14 protein-coding genes are annotated in these 21048 nt (G+C 42.8%); all 14 read right to left on the bottom strand.

Translation table 11 applies throughout. The features are described from left to right. Window positions 1-2349: type VI secretion system tip protein TssI/VgrG (gene tssI / locus WH277_RS03755; protein WP_445235304.1), on the bottom strand; the 2349-nt coding region annotated here is incomplete at its 3' end. 70 nt (window positions 2350-2419) lie between these two features. Further along, complete coding sequence (locus WH277_RS03750; protein ID WP_339504413.1) at window positions 2420-3103, bottom strand: hypothetical protein; 684 nt, start codon at window positions 3101-3103, stop codon at window positions 2420-2422. Window positions 3104-3149: 46 nt separating this feature from the next. After that, window positions 3150-7016, bottom strand: a complete 3867-nt coding sequence (tssM, locus tag WH277_RS03745) for a type VI secretion system membrane subunit TssM (protein ID WP_339504411.1) — start codon at window positions 7014-7016, stop codon at window positions 3150-3152. Window positions 7017-7027: 11 nt separating this feature from the next. Continuing rightward, on the bottom strand, window positions 7028-8392 hold the full coding sequence (gene tssL, locus WH277_RS03740; RefSeq protein ID WP_133844513.1) for a type VI secretion system protein TssL, long form: 1365 nt from the start codon (window positions 8390-8392) through the stop codon (window positions 7028-7030). Next, entirely contained in the window at window positions 8392-9738 is a 1347-nt protein-coding gene (tssK, locus tag WH277_RS03735; protein WP_339504408.1) for a type VI secretion system baseplate subunit TssK, read from the bottom strand. The genes tssL and tssK overlap by 1 nt, the downstream gene beginning before the upstream one ends. After that, complete coding sequence (gene tssJ / locus WH277_RS03730; RefSeq protein WP_159338374.1) at window positions 9735-10274, bottom strand: type VI secretion system lipoprotein TssJ; 540 nt, start codon at window positions 10272-10274, stop codon at window positions 9735-9737. The genes tssK and tssJ overlap by 4 nt, the downstream gene beginning before the upstream one ends. A 210-nt stretch (window positions 10275-10484) precedes the next feature. Next, window positions 10485-10970, bottom strand: coding sequence for an Hcp family type VI secretion system effector (locus WH277_RS03725; RefSeq protein WP_133844507.1), 486 nt, complete (start codon window positions 10968-10970; stop codon window positions 10485-10487). A gap of 137 nt (window positions 10971-11107) precedes the next feature. After that, a complete protein-coding gene (gene tssC / locus WH277_RS03720; protein WP_133844505.1) occupies window positions 11108-12607 on the bottom strand; it encodes a type VI secretion system contractile sheath large subunit in 1500 nt (499 codons plus the stop codon). Window positions 12608-12624: 17 nt separating this feature from the next. Then, window positions 12625-13158, bottom strand: coding sequence for a type VI secretion system contractile sheath small subunit (gene tssB, locus WH277_RS03715; RefSeq protein ID WP_133844503.1), 534 nt, complete (start codon window positions 13156-13158; stop codon window positions 12625-12627). Window positions 13159-13279: 121 nt separating this feature from the next. Beyond that, window positions 13280-13873: a fimbrial protein gene (locus tag WH277_RS03710; RefSeq protein WP_241008309.1), complete on the bottom strand. Its 594-nt coding sequence runs from the start codon at window positions 13871-13873 to the stop codon at window positions 13280-13282. Further along, on the bottom strand, window positions 13861-16488 hold the full coding sequence (locus WH277_RS03705) for a fimbria/pilus outer membrane usher protein (protein WP_339504404.1): 2628 nt from the start codon (window positions 16486-16488) through the stop codon (window positions 13861-13863). Before WH277_RS03705 ends, WH277_RS03710 begins: the two co-directional genes overlap by 13 nt. Window positions 16489-16534: 46 nt before the next feature. Further along, window positions 16535-17284: a fimbria/pilus periplasmic chaperone gene (locus WH277_RS03700; RefSeq protein WP_339504402.1), complete on the bottom strand. Its 750-nt coding sequence runs from the start codon at window positions 17282-17284 to the stop codon at window positions 16535-16537. Between the two features lie 149 nt (window positions 17285-17433). Then, window positions 17434-17994 (bottom strand): fimbrial protein, encoded by a 561-nt coding sequence (locus tag WH277_RS03695; protein ID WP_133844499.1) that lies wholly within the window; start codon window positions 17992-17994, stop codon window positions 17434-17436. A gap of 41 nt (window positions 17995-18035) precedes the next feature. Beyond that, window positions 18036-20741, bottom strand: a complete 2706-nt coding sequence (tssH, locus tag WH277_RS03690) for a type VI secretion system ATPase TssH (protein ID WP_133844912.1) — start codon at window positions 20739-20741, stop codon at window positions 18036-18038. Between the last annotated feature and the right edge of the window lie 307 nt (window positions 20742-21048).

The following is a 21048-nucleotide window of genomic DNA, read 5'->3' as shown; positions in this document are numbered from 1 at the left end:
GGTTACAGGCGGTTCGGTTACCGGCGGCTTGGTCACTGGCGGCTCGGTTACAGGCGGTTCGGTTACCGGCGGCTTGGTCACAGGCGGTTCGGTTACCGGAGGCTTGGTTACCGGCGGCTTGGTCACAGGTGGTTTGGTTACCGGAGGCTTGGTCACCGGCGGCACAGTTACTGGAGGCTTAGTGACAGGCGGGAATATTGGCAAGGGTGGTAACGGTAGCGGTAAAGGAATGAATCCAAACGCTGTCAGCCCTGGTAAACCGGGTAAAAAACCACCGCCACCACCGCCACCGCCGCCACCGCCGCCTTTACAATCGCAACAATCACCGGGGTTAATATCAACCTCACCAGCTTGTATGACAATTTTTCCACCGGCGACAATTTTAATGTTTGAAGCCGAGATGGTGAGCATGCCACCTGAACTGATTGCGAAAGCCCCCCCGGCAACGGCTGAAGCTGCACCACCCACTGCCAGTGCACTGGCACCACCAACAACTGTTGAAATGGCACCGCCTACGGCAGTTGCCATGGCCCCCCCCACATTGATGGCGTTTGCTCCACCCACAGCGAGTGAGTTAGCGCCGCCCACACAGGTTGCCATAACACCACCTACGTTGACGGAGTTCGCTCCACCTACGGTATTTGACTGGGCAGCGCCAACAACAGTGGTCATAACACCACCGACGAGTAGGCTATTGAAGCCCAATATGTTTGCTGTCTGGAAACCACCGACAAATTTCGTTCTGGAAAGGCCAACCTTAAGATTTGAGTTCGCACCAATAACCTGTTTTTCGTTAGCTTTTGTCAGGCGGCTCATATCGCGCTCAGCTTGCTCCCAGTAGCGTTCAAGACCAGGTTTATCTTCAAATCGTACGCCGTTGAAGTTGGTTCGTCCGCCACCGACAGTACGGCTGACCAGGCCACTTTGTGTGGCATTAGCCGGAAGATCCCAGGGAGGCATCGTAACGTTATTGTAAAGACTACCTAAAATCAGAGGTCTGTCGGGATCGCCATTAAGAAAGTCGACAATGACTTCATGACCAACACGAGGAATGTTGATTCCACCAAAATTATTACCTGCCCAGGCCTGGCTTACACGCAGCCAGCATGAGTCTGATTCGATATTTTTACCGTAGCGATCCCACAGAAAATGAACTTTGACCCTGCCATATTTATCGGTCCAGATATCTTGTCCCGGAGGGCCAACCACAATGGCTGTTTGTGGGCCACGAGTCTTAGGTTTTATCGCAGTTCGTGGATGACGATAAATTTTGGTTGTCGGCTGTACGGTAAATTCGCATTGGTATTTAAAATCTTCCTGCCCCGATACTTGACCAATTTCTTCAACGTCTAATTTGCTGGAAATGATGAGATACTCGCGATTAACTTTTTTAACCGGGAATCCTTTGAGATTAAAATTAGACCCACAGACAACGCCGCGCAACTCACCAAATCCAGTTGCACGAGAACCTATTGCACCTAATTCCTCAATACGTACTTTCGCTAATTGCTCACCAATGCCGGGCTGATCGTAATCGCCTGGCCAATGATAAACTTCCATGTCATTAAAACTGGTTTTACGGGGTTTGCTGTCCAATGCCATAATATCAGCACGTGACTTAGTGAAGTCGTAGTCGTTGGTCACCCATGAACCTGTGGTGATAGTTTCCTGATGATCGAATCGGGTAACATACTCTCCACCTGCCTTCGGTAAATCAGGTTCATATTTGAGCGTATGGTAAGCAGCACTCTTAAATTTTTTGTGGGCACCGACATGATCGACAATAACCATTTTATGCTTATGTCCATGGTGCTCAAAAAACCAGTAAATGCCCCATTCTTCCATCAAACGCTGGATGAAGTTAAAGTCAGTTTCACCATATTGAACCTGAAAATCGAGCTGTGGGTAACTGCCACTAAGACGTTTATCTAATGGGAAATTATAATCAGATAACACTTCATCAATGATCTCGACCACATTCATATGCTGAAAAGTTTTATAATCTGATGTTAGATCAGTCAGATAAAGCCAAGGTCTGATAACAAATTCATGCTTGGCCTGATTGGCATCACGCCCAAGAAATCTCGCCTGCTGCACCAGCCCTGATATTTCGCGTATCCCTTTCCCAACGCCTGTAACCGCATCAAGGCCGCTGCCATCCAGCTCTATCTCGATCGTCATTTCTTTTCCAATGAGATCTTTAATCTCAATGTTTGACGCAGATTGCCAGGGGATCAAGGGATTAGCGGCAGTTTTGGTCATTATGGTGTACGAGTAAAGTGTAGATAATGACTCTTCACCTTTAAGCGTCGATGGGACCAACGCCGGTTCCCCTAACAAGAGAGGCATTGCAGCGCTGTACAAGTTAATAGTTCGTGACATGAGAATCACCTTATACGAAATTGATTATCCATAACCACTAACGGCGGGCGTTAGTAATATCCATCGGTACCGATATTTTCTTAGAGTCGATAATTCGACCATATCGACTTTGTCGCCAAAGCCAGACTGAATTTCCGGTCTGAATGCACTCAGGCCAGTTTTTCCATGGCATAAACTCCACTCCACCATTAATGGGTATCTGATTGTCCAAAATGTGGCAATTTGACAGTAATGGCTCAGATGTATTAATGAATCTATAGCTTTTACGAATTAAAACAGATTCTAAAAATGGCGAATAGTGTATCTGTAAGGCTTTAATCCACTCCAAAAAATGAGGGTTTTTTTTATTGGCATTCATTTCACCTTGTCGAGCTGCAAGGATTCTTGACTGCCAAAAAGCGATGTGAAATTTTTTTTTGAAGTCCAAAGCTATAAGATTATAAGGAAGTCGAGAAAAAATGACACAAAGGCTATCTTTATTACAGTTATTTTTAGAAATAGTCAATGCACCGATGTAATAGTGTTTTCGGTTTAGTTGTTTTGCCGAAAAAACAAAGCACCATGGATAACTATCGGATAGTTCATTATCCTGAGAGAGCGTTTTAATCTCAGGTTCAACCATATCCTGTAAGAATTTAAGTATTCTCCGATGATGCTTTCTACGCCAGTGATACCAGCGATAGTGGCGACTATCATCAATAACAGATATCTGCAATGTCATATTCACCTCCTCTGGTAATATTTATGAAAATTAAACAGACCAAAGGTCACCCTGGACACTGGAAGTCCCGCAGTAAACGCGTAATTAATCGATCATCATAGGTGATTCCTGATGCTTTGATATCCACGCGTCGGTTACTCAAGGAGAACACCATGACAGGGTTAGCAGATGAAGAGTTTTCGATTTTTTTCACGTTGTCCATCCAATGGAAAAGAGCCCAGGGGCCAGTGAAAACCAGGCCGGAGGTTTTATCAGCCATTCTTGGCTGGGCGGTCATACTGACAATGGAACCCATGCGACTGCCCGGCCAGGTAAATGTTTCCGGAGCAACCGGCCCGTGTGAGTAGTCCATCGTCGTCCCATCGAAATTCATACTGAGCTGGGTGATGGTAGGTGCCATGTAGGGCACAGAGATCGAGAAGTTAATCGACATTTGTTTACTTTCTCCGTTCTGGAAAAAGGTATTACGGATGTCCTGGGCCTGTTCGAACGTCTTCAGTGTGCTGGAGTCGTTCTCTCCATTGTCACTGTTATAGCGCCATGGTTTGACGGACGTGTTGACCTTATCAGCCAGATTATTTTTGAAGAACATCTCAGCCAAGCCACCAGGTGCGAAGAAATGTTCAAAATCACGAACACGTACTTCTTCAAGACTCTTGGTAAAAGGATAGCGTCCCTCAAGAGTGTTTCTACATACCTCACCCAGATCCGCTTCTATCTTTTTATTACTTTCAGAGATAACCAGATGGTTGACCTTTTTATAAGCACCATTCAGAAGTGGTTCAATAATATTCTTTAGTGGGTCAGGCCAGGTTTGTGATTCTGCACTGATCTTAAGGCCTGCATCTGACAGCGTCGGCATATTGCCACTTTTGAGTGCATTATCAGAAAGAACAAAGAGGGTGTACTGGTCATGGAGAACCCCCATGATGTTCCTTAAACGGCTGCCAGTCATGGCCGTGCTACCCGCCTTTTCACTTGGGCGTGTAGAGCCTGTAACAAACTCTCGCAGGGTGGAGAAGTGACTATCGACACCTTCCCATAACCGCTTTTTCTCTAGTGATACCAGCAACTGATTGGCTTTGTTCACGTTTTGTAGCAAACGTGTATTTGAAGAGCGGCTATCAATTAACTCTTCGTTCTGTAAGGCCGAGAGTGTCGTTTCCTCAACAGCCCTTTGCGCCAGATTCACCAATGGTGAATCTGATGAAACCATGGTCCGCAGCAAGTAAATATCAAAGGACAGTGCTAACTGTCCATTTCGATTCTGTGAACGATTTGAATTCAGGCTGATCTCACTGAGAAAGCGACTCCACCGTTGGGTATATTCATCATAGTAACGCTGCATAATCTTTTGCTTTATAGGATCGATGCGTTTAGCGTTTGCCAGCATGGCAGAGCCGAGCAGCCCCAACTCTGCATGCATTCTGGCTGAGCTGAATTCTGCTAACGAGGTGTTATGTTTACTTTCCATGACCCAGCTATCTTCATCATTAAGTCTGGTAACAAGGGCGGTGACTTTTTTTTTAAAAACCTGATGATAACCGACATAGGTAAACAATCCAGGAATGCTGGTCGCATGATGATCGGCTTCATCCAGGGTGAAAATCTGGTTGGCTTTACCATCGGTCATTTTATCCAACGTCAGGTTTTCTGGGGCATCATCCTGCATAATCACCTTCATGCGTTCATAAAGGCGGTCACTGAGGGAAATACGTCCCAATACATCCCTTGCCTGTGCAACCAGTTCAGCATCTATCGGTTGTGAATAATGGTTCCATTCCGGTAAATCAAACAGATTATCTAAATGAGAAATGAAAATTTCTTTATCAGCGTAAGGTATAATTTTACCAGAATCATCCCAGGCCTTAGTGATGGTATCAATAAGGAATTTCTTATCGAATTTTCCTTTCCCATTGAGCATCAGGTACGCTTTTAACGCTGTATATATCTCACCATTATCATCACCAAGAAGTGCATCCTGAAGCTTATCTTGCGCTTCATTTTGCACATTTGGAAAAAGCAGTCTCTGTAAGAAGTAGTGATATAATGAGGTCGATTTTGATGTGATATCCCAGCCCACATATTGGCCGAACCTGAAGTCCAATGGCGGGTGTTCAACGTCCAGGTCACTATATTCAGGCATGTACTGAGCCATGGATAGCAATGTCGGAATTAGCTCTGTGTTGTTTGCTTTCTCAAACTCTTCAACTTTACCTTCTAAGGAAACCACTTTTTCACGAATAGTGTTGAGGTATCCATCATTATTATAATAACTATGATAGAAACCATTGATAAGCCATGCAGTTAACAAAATACATGAGCAATGTATAAATATGTTCTGGAATCGGTATTTAGATTCAGCACTTAAGTTATGGCGCACCAGATGGGCATCTTTAACGATGATCTCTGAAAATAGGGTCTTGAGAAAATAATGGCGGCCATAAGCGTTGTCAGTGACTAAAAAATCAGCATCATTATATCGCTTTGTGACGGATTCAACCGCGTTAACGGAGCGTCTGTGAACAAAGTTATCCCACTTGTGAATTAACGTACTGTTATTTAATAGATAAACATCAGCAGGTTGGTGATTACTGACGAAATATAACCCACGCAAACTGGTGAAACCTTTGCTTTCGTCATATCTGGAGGTGAAAAATATATTTTGCAGCATGTCAGATATTTCTTGTGACAGAACACGGAAATCCTGAGGGAAGCTGTACATTCTTTTTCTATCGCTAAGATTCAGCTCTTCCTGCTGGCGTAATGTCATCTTCTCTTCAATACGACTTTCCAGCAGTGCCAGCTCCGCGTCAACACGCTCACGCAGGTCAGAAGCCGGCATTTTCATTTCTTCGCCATAAGGGAAGGTGACGCCCCAAATCTGTTCGCGTTCCTGCTCTGTCAGTATCCTGAAGTATTCAGAAAAACCAGAAAGTTGATCGACTTTTGACACCAGTACATAGACCGGGAAGTGTATTCCAAGCGTTTTTCGAGTATCATCGAGTCTTGCTCTAATTTTAGCTGAAAGATCGTACAATTCGGCCTTGCTGCGCCCCATAACATCAGTAACACAAATGTTGATAATAACACCGTTTATGGCTTTTATAGATCGGTACTTCTTGATGCCATTTAAAATATTGCTCCATTCATTATTACTTTCTTCCGCCTGACTAACATATTTACCAGCGGTATCTAAGAATAGAGCATCATTCGAAAACCAACATTCACAATTGGTTGTTGCCATCGTCTTTCGGGCAATTTTTTTTAATTGTTCTGGATCGGGGAAACTCTGCCCTGACGACAGTACTGATGATGTTTTACCGGCATTTTCAGTCCCAATTACCATGTACCAAGGGAGATCGCTAAGGAACTTTTCTGGCAGGAAAAACTGCTTAAATTTTGAAGCATTCTTGCTGATATTTTTAATGTAATTGTTAGCATTTCGAATTATTGAGAAAATTTCAGCTTGATTGTAATCTTCTTTTACCTCTTCATCTTTAATGAATTTATCTAAGAATTTTGGGTTTCTCTTTAAAGCAACAATGAGATTCCAGACACCATAAATAAAAGCAAGTGCGAGTATGCAACCAATTACGATCACTCTACGATTTATGCTATTAAGTGGATAGGACTTACCCATTAAAAGGTATGGGCCCATGATCCAGACTGCACAGCTAAGTGCCAGTAATACCATAATAAATAGAGGGAATCTGAACCATATTCCTATCGTACAGAACAGCGAAAGAACGATCAAAATGATGCGTGGCTCAACACTTTCTAATGGCCGTGTTTCTCCAAATCCGAAAAATGGCCCTAAATACCAAATAAAGAGCACCAACAAAATGAAACATGCCACTGTCAGCATGAATTTTGTTACACGGGTTGAAAATAATCTATTAATTAAAGACATTTCTGATCTCATCAATACGTAACGAAGAATTCTACGCGCCTGTTTTGCGCACGACCTTCGGGTTTACTATTACTACTCACTGGCTGAGTATCACCTACGCCTTGAGTATGTATTTTTTTCTCAGATAAGCCGGTGTTAACAAAAAGCCTGGCTACCGCCTTAGCGCGTAACTCTGAAAGAATAGTATTGTTTTCAATTCCAGGTTTGTGAATTGGCGTTGCATCGGTATGACCAATAATAAGGACACTACCATTGACTCGTTGTACTTCTTTAGCGACACGATTCATAACATAATCCATCTCAGGCTTTACAGATGTTGCACCGCTTTCGAATATTGAATCACCTTTGAATATGACTTTACTTTGCTCTTTCGTCTCGTCAACACTGACCAGACCTTTCGCTATTTCATTTCTTAGTAAATATGCGAGCCTAAGTTTCTTTGCCTCAGGTTTTGCCACGTTCAGTTTTTGCATCGCAAGAATTTTATGCTCAATAACACTCTGGTTAACGGACAACCAGTACTTATACCAAAAAAAAGTTGAGGCAATTAAAATCCCGCATAACAATAATGTCACACGTACGGGAACGATTAACTTCTCGCGCTTTGGCTTTCCGCGGCTAACCAGACCGTGTGGCGATAAAATCGTCGATGCTGTATCTTTTGTACTTTGAATAATGGTAAGTAATCGTTGTCTTATTTTCGTCAGTTGACGGTCACCATCTTCAATAATACTGTAACGACCTTCAAATCCAAGGCCAAGAATACGCAAGAGTACCTCAAGAACATCTGCATATTCATGGGGATTCATAGAGAGGCGGCCAACTAACAGGAAAAATTTGTTACCCCCGTCGTTATCGCCTTCGAAGTGGTTGAGCAGGTTGCTCTGTGACCAGCCAGCATTTTGCGCCCACGTTTTTTCATGTGCTGCTTCATCCAGTGCCGTACACAGACAGTAGCGAACAATGGCCATTTTCTTCCACGAGACATCTATCTCATCACAAACAATAACGAAGAGATTAATTTCATTTTTTATACTTCTTTTGAGCACTTCGACATGTTCTGCCGAATCGACATGTTCAGGCATTTCACTTAACGCGCGAAGCAAATATTGGCTCGCTTCCAGTAGTGGGTTTTCAGCCTGCCTGATGTTGACCAGCCGCTGCTGGACACTCTCACTTCTTAACGATGTTTCGTTTAGATAGTTCTTCTCGCTATGAAGAAATCGTTCAATTTCATCCTCCTCATTGCTTTGTTTAACACGATGATCAATGGAAATACTGTGCTCATCCGGCAGAAATCTGCCGAGCGCCTGAGGTGTAAGTTCTTCTGGCGGGACGTCTTCAGCCTCAAGACCACGGTCCTGTATTTCGCTCATTAGTTCCTGACTCCCCAAAGTTCCATTTTTATCCCAGGGAATTCACCGGCTACGTGTAGGGCTATTGCACCTGTAGCAGAGATTTTTTCCCAGAATGGTCCACTTTTGAGCAGATCGAAATAGACATAACCTGAACTGTAAGGAATCTGCCGTGGAGGAACCGGTAAGGCTTGCAGGACTAGCCCTGGTAGATGCGATCTAACCAGCTCATGCAATTGCTGTGGGGCGCTAATTTTTGTCTGTGAGGTAAATTGCTGCTGCAACACATCCATTGAGAGTTGTGCATGGACAGCAAGCACAAGGTTTGAGAATGAGTGTAATTCTGCAGGCAACATAGATGCAGACCAGACACCATTTCCTTTTGGTAGTAACGGGATCATTTGTCCTGCCCGTACCAATATCTGATTCAAAAGATAGTTCACTTCATCAACCAATGGCCGAATCGATTCATAAAGTCGAGCATGATCGTAACCTGGCGCAGCTATCGGGCGGCGTGTTGTTGTTAGTACAAAAGTGGATAATTCACCCGAAAACTTTGCTAGTTCTTGATATATGAGGATCGGCGGCAGCTCAGGAATATGCCTGATATGATCAAGAAGTGGTTCATATTTATTGAAAATTTGTAGCAGCAAATAGTCAACAACCTCTGCACCGGCACTCGCTTTTCCATCACTGGCGGATAGACGAGTTGCTAGCATTTCTGCTCGCATTTTAACCAGGCCATTAAGGTGAGTTAACCATTCTGTCAGAAGTATATTGGCTGCGTAAGCGGTGACTGGTGGAATATGGTCCTCTGAGTGAAGTAATACACTACCATCCGGCTGCATTGCCTTAACTTTAGTTAATGGCAGACCGAGCCAGGATTCCGTCATTTCTGTTTCGGGTACCAGGCGCATACGTAGCCGACTTAATTGAACAGGTTTAGCGCCTTGTCTAATCGCGTTAGTATCGTTAAGACTCGTTTCATAGGCCAAAAATCGTGCGAGAGAACTCTGATTGTTGCTATCAAAGATCGTCTCATCACTGTTTTCCAGACGAAGTGGAACGGCAAGATAGATCATCTTTCCTAAATGGTCTGGACTGATGGTCAGTGGCTCAGGAATTTCTGCATGCTCAGGGATATCGAATGGTGTTCCATCAGGTAGAACGCCGCCTCCTGATCTGAGAACCAGTTTCCCATATGCCAGCGCTTCTTTATCGATATCATATTGGGAAAAACCCCAAAAAAAAGGATTGAGGGTCGCTGTGCGCTTATGTACAAAATATTCTAAATAGCGTTCTTGTTGTTGGAATAGTTGGGGACGTAGAAACAGTCCTTCGCTCCAGACGACTTTATTCGTTCTCACATCTTAATCCATTTTATTGTTGAGATTGAAGTTTTACTAAAGTCAATACTCAGGGCTTTTGGTTCTTCTGAATGTATTAACTTCCACCAAGGAACAGGTTTAACATCTGGAAACATGATAGCTTTGTTCCATTCCGCAATGTTTATATCCCGATATGCGGCGACGACGCCCAGAGCTACACTGGATTTTCCAGGTTTAATCTCAATATTTCTTTTTTCACCTGGCATCAAAATAGCCTGATATAATTTGCTCGATTGTTGTGAAAATTCGATATTGGTGTTGTTTATTATTGAGTAATAATCACTGTTATCAAATGTATCGGGTGTTTTTAACTCATAAATGTAAATGCCAAGAGGTGATGGCCTGTTATGAATGTTAAGATTTACATCACTCGATGCTAACAATGTAACTTTTATAACTTCCTGGCTTTTTTCTCCAGGAAACAAACTGCATGATGTCAAAGCTGAGATGAAAAAAATTGCAAAAAATAGCAGTGTATAGCGTTCTGCGGACGTTTTTAACCATTTTGTCATCATAAAAATCTATTTTATAAAATGTAATAAAAGAAGACTACGCGGCATAAAACTTAAGCTGTACGATTGTTCTTAATGCTATAAATACCAACTGTGTTAATCAGTATGAAAATCGAATTTAGAATGCCCAGGAAGCCAAGTGATTTCCTGGGCAATGTTTCTATTGGCAATGCTCACTATCACTAAGATCGTGAGTTATTTCCCAGATACATATTAACCGTGCTGGTTAGCTTTAACATCATAAGTCGCAGAAATAACACCAGACTTCTGACCTTCGGCGTTCTGCATAATGTAATCTTGTGTCATTTTCGAGAATGAGAATTTCACGGTTTCACGAGGGCGAGATTCATCTTCTACAGAACCTGTCATTTCAACTAAAGTGATAATGACATCTGTAAATTTAATCATCAAATACTCAAGAGGGTTACCACCCGCTTTACGTACGACAAATTGAATGTTTTTGATGTGCTTACCTGTCAGACAGTAATTCAACAGGTTAGGACTGGCTTTGTCAGTATAGTGCTCAAAGCAAAAATCATTAACGGATGCTTTTCCTGAACCACCACCTGAACCACTGTGCATGTTCGAATGCTGACTCACGTCCCATTTCCACTTCAGGACCTGAATTTCGTTTTTATGAACAGCATCTGGAGATTCACCGTCGATACCATCAATTTTGATAAACATATCTTGTGACATGATAATTCCTTTTTTCTATGTGATAAAAGCCACAACAAGTGCGACAGCTGCATTTCCTACTTTAGGAAAATTTAATTTTTTTTCATATTGTGGTTTATTTGATAAATCCGAATGCAATTTTATTATTTCAGGCTTTATCAGTTAGAGCCTTTAAGTGAAGGTAGTTTAGCAACCATGCGCAAAGACACAGTCAGACCTTCAAGTTGGAAATGAGGGCGCAGGAAGAATTTGGCCTGATAAAACCCTGGGTTTCCTTCAACATCCTCTACAACAACCTCAGCTGCTGCTAATGGACGACGCGCTTTGGTATCCATTGACGAGTTATTTGGATCGCCATCGACGTAATTCATTATCCAGTCGTTCAACCAACTCTGCATATCATCACGTTCTTTAAATGTACCAATTTTGTCACGGACAATACATTTGAGGTAATGAGCGAAGCGTGAACAGGCAAACATATAAGGAAGTCGTGCTGAAAGATTAGCGTTCGCGGTTGCATCTGGATCGTAATATTCAGCAGGTTTCTGTAGTGATTGGGCTCCAATGAAAGCCGCATAATCTGTATTTTTACGATGAATTAATGGAATGAAACCATTTTTAGCGAGTTCAGATTCCCTGCGATCGGAAATTGCAATCTCCGTAGGGCATTTCATGTCGATGCCGCCATCATCTGTAGGGAAAGTATGACACGGAAGATCTTCCACTACACCGCCACTCTCAACGCCACGAATCAAGGTGCACCACCCGTAGTGTTTAAATGAACGGTTAATATTGACTGCCATGGCGTAAGCTGCGTTCGACCACGTATATTTGCTATGATCAGCTCCGTCCGTTGTTTCCTCAAAGTCAAAAGCATCTACCGGATTTGTGCGAATTCCGTAAGGGAGACGTGACAGGAATCGAGGCATTGCGAGGCCGATGTAGCGTGAGTCTTCAGAATTACGCAGTGAATTCCATGCTGCGTATTCCAGGTTTTGCGTGAAAATTTTCGTCAAATCACGCGGGTTGGCGAGTTCTTGCCATGACTCCATTTGCAGCACCGATGGGGCAGCACCCGTGATGAATGGGGAGTGAGCTGAAGCAGAAATCTTAGCAATTGATGCCAGCAGATCAACATCGGGTGCCGTATGATCAAAATAGTAGTCCGCAACCAGACAACCATAAGGCTCACCACCCAGCTGACCGTATTCCTCTTCATAAACCTGTTTAAACAAAGGACTCTGATCCCAGGCAATTCCCTTATATCTTTTCAGGTTACGCCTCAGTTCGTTTTTAGATATATCCATAAAACGAAGTTTCAGCTTTTCATCTGTTTCAGTATTATTGACAAGATAATGCAGTCCACGCCACGCGCTTTCCAGCGACTGGAACTTTTCATGATGAAGAATCAGGTTGATCTGCTCTGAGAGCTTTCTGTCAATTTCAGCGATGTAGACAGCAATATTCTTATATGCGTCATCAGCAATTGTCAGAGAGTTCGCCAGCGCTTGTTCAGCCAATGTTTTGACTGCTGATGCAACAGCAGATTTCGCCTGTTCAGATTTAGGCTTAAATTCTTTTGTCAAAAGAGCATTGAAGTCGCTATAGGAGGTTGTCGCTACAGCCGGCTTTTCATTTTTTACAGTTTGAGTTGACATAGTTCCCTCTACAATAATCAGTCGTTCTCAGAAGCATTGGTATCTGGCGGGGTCGGTCTTGCTTCACTGGCCAGTGTATTGAGTAATGCTTTATCCTTCAGCACTTGAGTGACCAGGCTCTCAGCCCCTGCTTTACCATCCATGTAAGTTTGTAAGTTAGCCAGTTGTGTTCTTGCTTCAAGTAACTGAGATAAAGAATCAACTTTTGTTGCAATAGCATCGGGTGAAAAGTCGTGAATGCTTTCGAAGGTCATATCAATCATTAACATGCCTTCTCCGGTTAACGTATTAGGTACAGCAAATGCAACCCGAGGCTTCATTGCTTTCATTCGTTCATCGAAGTTATCAATGTCAATACTAAGAAACTTTCGGTCAACAACCGCCGGAAGTGGTTCTAAAGGTGTTCCAGATAAATCAGCCAGCACGCCCATAACAAAAGGCAGCTCGATTTTTTTTTCACTTCCGTAAATTTCAACATCATATTCGATCTGGACTCTAGGTGCCCGGTTTCTGGCAATGAATTTCTGTGCACTGCTCTTATTGATCGCCATTACTACTCCTTTTTAATAAGTTCCATGAGCATATAGATTAATATCGAGAGTGATATTTATCTATAATTTATCTGGTTGTAAAGTTGTTTTTTTTGGACGCTGTTTGGTGTCATTAACGTTTTTATTTATAAAAAAGCTCTATTCCCGCCGTGGTTTTTACTAAACCAGGAGTCACACCTTTTTTACCACTTGAATAATAGTTTGCAATATAGTCATGCGTTACCATATCGCCTGATTCAGAAATAAAGTAGTTCTGTGCGCTGACCTGGTCATCGATGCTAATTTGTGTTCCGTCTTCTTTTCGGAGTCTTATTTGTGTGTTTTTGCTATATCCATCACCTAATGTATTTAATAAGTTTCCAGTTAATGGGTCTGCTTGTGATGTATTACTGACGAACTTTAAAATTATATTTCTATTCGTCGGGCAGTTTTTTAGACCAATATCAAATGCGCCACTGCCGGCTTCACTTCCTGGTACTTTAAGGCTTTGAGTCGATATTACTGGTAATTCAACAATGTCCGTGTTTTCTTTGCCATTGATCACAATTTCGCATGTTTCATCATTGTATATTCCAGTAAATGAAACATCGACTGTGCAGTTCTTACAGTCTTGAGCAGCTACAATATTTGGGCTAACTGTTACTATAACCACTAACAGCATTCCTGAATATAGGATTTTACTCAAAAATGGGTGGGAGTTATTTAAATTATGCATTTTACCTCCATGGTAACTATCTGATTATTACCTTTGTCGGATGGCGCAATCCATTTCTTGTTAGGAAGAATACGGCACACACTTCGGCCTTCATCCCATTTAGCATTAAGTGTATTTATCGTTGAATCCCAGCCGCGAATAAATGCCATTCCACTTTGCCCAATAATTCCCTGGCTTACGCCATTCTCATTGAACAATTCGGTTCCTATCGGAAGGTAACTGTTATCAGAACGCTTTACTATAAGTATGTAAGGCGTGCCAACAATTGTCTTCATATTAACCAAAATGGCTGAGCCCGCTCTTGGTACAACCGTGCTTTCACTTTCTAGCACATCAACCGTGGCTGGAAGTCCTCTGGTATCGATAGAGACTGTGTTTTCCCGATATGCGGTTAATGAAGGCATGATGGCATATCCATTTGAGTCAACTTTAGAACCATAGCCGTTTAGTATTTTAGCCCCCCTTCCTCCTGGGGCGTTGATGATAGCAAAAGGAGAATCACCTATAGGCGGGCCCGCCGTAATGCCGCCCTGATGACCGATCACACTCCCGTTAGCAGAGAAAGAAACCTGATTGGTTGATTTATTATCAGCCGATGCTGTCAGGCCGAGGTTTCCTACAGGAGAACGATAGAAAGCATTACCAGAGACTGTTTCCTTAGTCCCTTCGTTATGATTTTTCGTCGTTGTTGTTCCAATCCCATAGTTCAGCTCATTCATTTCACCCTGGCTACCATTGGCATTGACCTGCAGAGAGGATCCTCCACCCTCATCATGCGTCAGAGTGGTATATATTGAGTTAAATACTGGCTGGCTGCTGATACTCTGGCCAAGTGGTATGTTGAAAGACAACATATACGTGTTCTCATTTCTACGGTTACTATTCATCGTTCGCATACCCGTAAGTGAGTAAGAAAAGTATCTTTCAGACTTATTATAGGTAAGGGAGTATTGTCTGGTTCCGGGCCTATTGTCCCAGTATTGATACATGCTGCCAGTGAAGTTTAGATAAGCATCATTCCATAAACGCTGGCCAATAGTCAGTGTCAGGCGTTGTTTAGCCCGATAATCTGATTCTTGGTTAGTGCTATGAGCGTACCGCTCAAGACTTGCTTCTCTAAACGTATAATATCCTGCCGTTGAGTACTTATACGCAGCAAGGGTGAGATCTGTATTTGTTGTTTCTAAATATCGACTAAAACCCACTCTAAAACTATTACCAGTTTTATTTTTATTTTCAGATAATTGGCTTTTTGCGTGTGTGACATCCAGCGATAATCCACCAATCGGCGTGTTAAATGCGTTACCCAGAGCCATTGAATAGAAACGCTGCGCAAACTGTCCACCACCATAAAGTGTGTACATATTGCCCACACCGTACTGGTAGACACCCTGCATCACTTTCGGTTTCGTTCTTAATTTATCTTCTCTGAGCTCCCCTGCATTGACACTAAACAAAGATACACCCTGATGTAGTAACATAGGTGGTGCTGAGAAGGGAATGCTTTGACTTCTGACCCGACCATCGGCTTCTGTTACCGTCATCTCGAGGTCGCCACCATATCCCATTGCCCCAACATCAGTAAGCTCAAACGGTCCAGGTGGAACGACCGTTTGATATACTGTCTGCCCGCGCTGTGTAATGGTGACTTTAGCATTTGTTTCTGCCACGCCTCTCAATACAGGAACATAGTTTCTTAATCCTTCCGGCAACATACGCTCATCTGATTGTAAGATAATGCCTCGAATATTATAACTATCGAAGATATCTCCTCTGGTATTACTATCACCAATCGTGAGGCTGCTTTGTAACCTAATGATGTCCGTTTGAGCAAAACCAAATAAATTCTGTGTGTGCGAACTCCCACGACTGGACATACCCAAGTTCAAACGCTTTCTGAAGCGCCATCCTTTAGCATTAAATCCTGTCTGCATGCCAATATTACCCGTGTATACAATGTTATTACTCCTGGTTCCGTACTTTGAGCCAGTATAACTGCGATACATATTTGCATTGTAATCAAGGAAAATAGCAGGAACGCCAGCATCCCATGTACTGGGATCAATATAACCTCGTGGGCGATAAATAATATTTATCTGAGGTACGGTGATATTTAACTCATAATCTCCGGCATTATAATGCACCGAACTATCTTCAATGATACTTTTTAATGTGAAACTGGCATCTTGTTGTTTTTCATCAGTTTGTAGATGCAGCTTGTTTTCTGAGTTCAGTTTTATCCCAAGGTTTTTTAGATCCTGAAGTGTAAAATACGGCTGAGAGTTGGGATTGTCTTTGGAGTTTTTAAAGGTGACGTCATATTTTATACGGTGAGTTTTGTTAACCACTATGAAAATACTATAAACACCAGGCTCAATTCTGTTACCTTCACTGAAACGTGAAACGTCCACCTCTGAACCGTGGATGAACATCGGGTTATAATCAACTTTTATTGGATCGCTTTCGCCATTGGCTATTTTTGTCTCTCCGCCATCTTGTGCGACAGCAACTGAGCAAACCATGCCTGCGACTAGTTTACATGCACTGAAAATTCGAATGCTGATGTTGTTAATTTTTTTCTGTGCTATGCCTCTTTTCGATATTAAATTGCTCAATTGGTAAGCTCCTTTTTCCAATGAGAATCTTTAGATGAAATGCTTTCTACTTCATACTTTCGAGCGTTAATTCATCTCCTTTTGCCTTCAGTTTACCAATCACAGCTGCCCCGTAATCATTTAGTAAACTAAATTCGCCACTAGTAATATTCGTAATTGCCGGTGAATTTTTAGAAAAAACAAACTCTGATGATGAAAATGGCGCGACCATTTCTGCATTCACTTTCACTTTTTGTGCGCCAGAAAAGAGCGTCATGGTGTCAAAAGAATAGTAATAAGGAGTAGGGTTGTTGACCTTCACCTTTTTTTCTTGTTTTACTACCGTCCACTTCAGGTCTTTCGCTCCCAGCTTACTCGTCGCTTTGTCCAAAGATTTAGGACGATAGAATATTTTTATTCTTGTTCTGAAAGCCAGTTCTAACCTGTCTTTCGCTGGACCTTTATAGACGGGGGGGATTTCCAGCATGTTTAACCAGAAAACAGATTCTCTGTCTGTTGGCAATACCATGTTGTTATAGATCAGTCGTAGGCTTTGTCCTTTACCTGGCTCTACGCGATACACCGGGGGAGTAATAATGAACGGTACCTTCATTGTGTTGACATCAGCATCAGAACGTCCATCATCAACCCAAACCTGAACTAAAGTAGGTTTATCTCCTTTATTCATTGTTCTTACTGTGACTTCTTGTTCACCACCGGGGAAAATAACACGCGTCCCTGCGATGGTCATCGCTGCCATCGAGCTTGCTGACAATGTAATAGAAGTAACTGCCGCTATGAATGTTTTATAGATCATTGCATTATCATCTTAATATGAAAAGGAGAGCATAAAGCAGCAGAGGAGCCAGATAACTGTTGCATTTCGTATTATCTGACTCACTCAATTCCTAATCCGTGATTAATGAATAATCACGGATTAATTACCCGCCCAAGTATTCACGGGTTTTATGGGTAACTCAGGGTATACAGGGCTGTAGCGGTAACAAGACCTGGGGTTGTTGCAGCAGTCGCATAATAACCACCATAATAGCGCATTGTTGCTGTTCCTCCTTCCTGAACATCAAATGATGCACCCGTATCACCCAGTAACAGCTGATTCTGCTCTGCATCAGAGTTATACAGACGGATTTGAACACCTGTTGCCGGTTTATCTTCGCCTACAGTCACTGCCTTATTTTCCAGGTTGCCTGTTTTTGAATCCACGCCAGTGCTGCCAATGGCTTCAAAGTGTGCTGCAACCTTTGTTATTTCAGTAGGACAATCTTTAACCTTGATCTCAAAAACCTTACTACCTGCTGTGGCACCAGCAGTTGCGAGCGTTTTTATCGATAATGTTGGCAGGGGAACGATAATATCATCCATGCCATCTACAAGCTGACAGGTTTCAGTAATCAGTTTTCCGTTGAATGTCACTTTACCTTGGCCGACCCCTAGATCTTCAGCATAAGAGTAAGAAGCTGTGAGGCTAAGTGCCAGAACGGTTGCATAAATCTTCATCTTTTCCATGATATATAACCTCTATAATCCTAGTGATAATGTTTTTGTACTTAAACTATTGCGCTGCTTGCCCTTTTGACTTTTCCTTTTTGTGAAATCTCCTTTTCTGGGAATAGTATGGTTATTTCCTTATCCGCATTTATGCTTAAGTTGATATTTTTTCCATCAACACCATTTTCACTGCTGAGTATTTTACGTGCCATCTCTGGCATGATGTTTTGCTCAATAAAACGAATTAGCATACGTGCACCTGTTTCTGCGACAGGACACTGTTCTACAACGAACTTCACCAACTGATGATCATACTGAAGCGATGCATGATGTTGTTCATGTAAACGTTTTCCGATTCTATCCAAATGAACTCTTACAATATGCTCAAGTGTAGAATGTTGTAATGGTAAGTAGGGAACAACACTGACACGCCCTAAAAATGCCGCTGGGAATGTTTTTAATAGCTCTGGTTGTAATAATTTTCTTAAGCCATTTATGTCTGGGGCCGTATCAATATCCGCATAGACACTGCTGATCACTTCACTACCCGCATTACTCGTTAACAGTAAAATAGTATTTTTGAAATTTATGTGGCGCCCCTCACCATCCTCCATCCAGCCTTTATCAAAGACCTGGAAAAATAGCTCATGAACATCTGGATGCGCTTTCTCAATTTCATCCAGCAATATGACGCTGTAGGGTTTCCGGCGTACGGCTTCCGTTAAGACACCACCTTCACCGTATCCAACATAACCTGGAGGCGATCCCTTTAGCGAAGAAACGGTGTGGGCTTCTTGATATTCACTCATATTGATAGTGATAAGATTCTGCTCACCGCCATACAGTTGCTCAGCCAGTGCCAGTGCAGTTTCTGTCTTTCCTACACCAGATGGCCCCACAAGCATAAACACACCAATAGGTTTTCCGGGATCGGCTAAACCTGATCGGGAGGCCTGAATACTCTGGCTCACCAAATCTAAAGCATGAGGCTGGCCTGTCACTCTTTCCTCAAGACGTGATGGCAACTCCAGTACAGTCCGAATATCATCCTTCATCATCTGGCCGACGGGTATACCTGTCCAGTTAGCAACAATACTGGCTATGACTTCGGCGTTAACCTCAGCCTGGACCAGCGGATGTTCCTGTCGGCTCTTTTTGAGCTTTGTTTCCAGTGCGCCAAGTTTCTTCTGGGCTAGGCTGATCTCTTCTGATGATGATTCTTGTTGGATGAGTGTATTGAGCTCTTCTCGGGTTGCGACGATGTCAGCAACCAGTGTTCTTTCCTGCTCCCAACGTGAAGAAAGAACCTGTGCCTGCTCTTCGTATTGCGTAATATCTTGCTGTAATTCATCAATGCGCTGACGTTGCTCTTTACCGAACGCAAGTGCTTTCTCTGCGAGTGATAGCTCAGTTTGGGCTGTTTCTGCCTGGAAGTTTCTGAGCAGAAGCTCAGCTGGCGGTGCATATTGCATGACTGCAACACGTGCGCACGCCGTATCCAGTAAACTGATCGCTTTATCAGGCAACTGACGGGCAGGAATGTAACGATGAGAAAGTCGCACTGCGGCCTGTAGTGCTTCGTCCATTATCCAGACTTTATGGTGCTTTTCGAGCATAGGAACCAGACCACGTAACATTGAAGTAGCGGTGTCTTCATCAGGCTCCTCGACTTGCAATACCTGAAAACGTCGCGTTAACGCAGGGTCTTTCTCAATGTGACGTTTAAATTCACTCCAGGTGGTTGCACCAATCGTACGAAGCTGGCCACGGGCAAGAGCGGGCTTAAGCAAGTTGGCTGCATCGCCAGTTCCTGCATTGCCTCCTGCACCAATAAGCGTATGGACTTCATCAATAAAGAGAATAACGGGTTGGGGTGATCCAATGGCTTCATCTAGCACGGATTTCAGGCGTGCTTCAAACTCGCCTTTCATACTGGCACCCGCAGAGAGAGCAACGATATCCAGAGATAACAGGCGTACTTGAGAAAGCGAAGGTGGAACTTTACCAGCAACAATCGCCTGGGCTAATCCTTCCACTACTGCTGTCTTACCTACGCCAGCTTCACCGGTTAATAGCGGGTTATTTTGGCGTCTGCGCAGCAGTATATCGACCATGGTATTGATCTCATGGTCTCTGCCCAGCACGGGATCAATTTTCCCCTCACGTGCTAATGCAGTAAGATCTGTGGAGTATTGCCTTAGAGACGCTGAGTTTTCATTTGTATTGATAGCATTGCTGGCCTGACCCGGCAGATCGCTATCATGTTGTACATCATCTTCTGACTCATTTGCTTCAGTAGATGAACGCGTAATGTAGTTAAAATCTTTAGTTAATACATCAAGTTGAACATTGTCGAATACTGGAGAGATCGCGGATAATACACGCCGCAATTCCATCGTCGTCAGCATCGCAATCAATAGGTGACCGCTTCTGATACGACTAGCGTAGCATTCCAGACTTGCATAAATCCATGCACGCTCAATGGCGAGCTCAATGTGATATGAAAAATCAGAAATAGTACTGGCACCTGTAGGTAATCTGATGATTGCTTCAGAAAGATTCCGCTCCAGAGTGGCAGCATCAAGTTCAAAATGCCTAAAAATACTTTTCAGATCACTGTCTTCTTGCTGCCATAACTGGTTGAGCCAATGGGTTATTTCGACATATGGATTGCCGCGAAGTTTACAATAAGTTGTCGCACTCTCAATGCTTTTAAACAACGAATTGTTAAGTTTTCCAAATAAGTTCTTTCTTGTGATAGCCACTAATTCATCCCTTAATCCTAATGAAGAAGAAGCTGATAAAATTAACTTCATCTGTTTCTCAATAGTACTAAATTTCAATATGGCAACTAAAGATAAACTTCTTGTCTGAATTTGATTTAGGAATATGAATCGGTCAATATTCCTAAAGTCATTTTTTGGACAATTTTTGTAGTTTTGTTTTTCTTTTTTTATGTTATGTTCTTTCGTCTATATAGATGAAGTAGAACCTTGAAAATATAAAAAGGGTCGATTTCCATCGTTAATGGAAAATAGCTAGCGAAAAATCATTATTCGCTAATAAGAGTGG

Origin of the sequence: Erwinia sp. MYb416, assembly GCF_037479575.1 — a bacterium.
Classification (GTDB): Bacteria; Pseudomonadota; Gammaproteobacteria; order Enterobacterales; family Enterobacteriaceae; genus Erwinia; species Erwinia rhapontici.
This window is presented reverse-complemented; position numbering and strand designations above follow the sequence as displayed.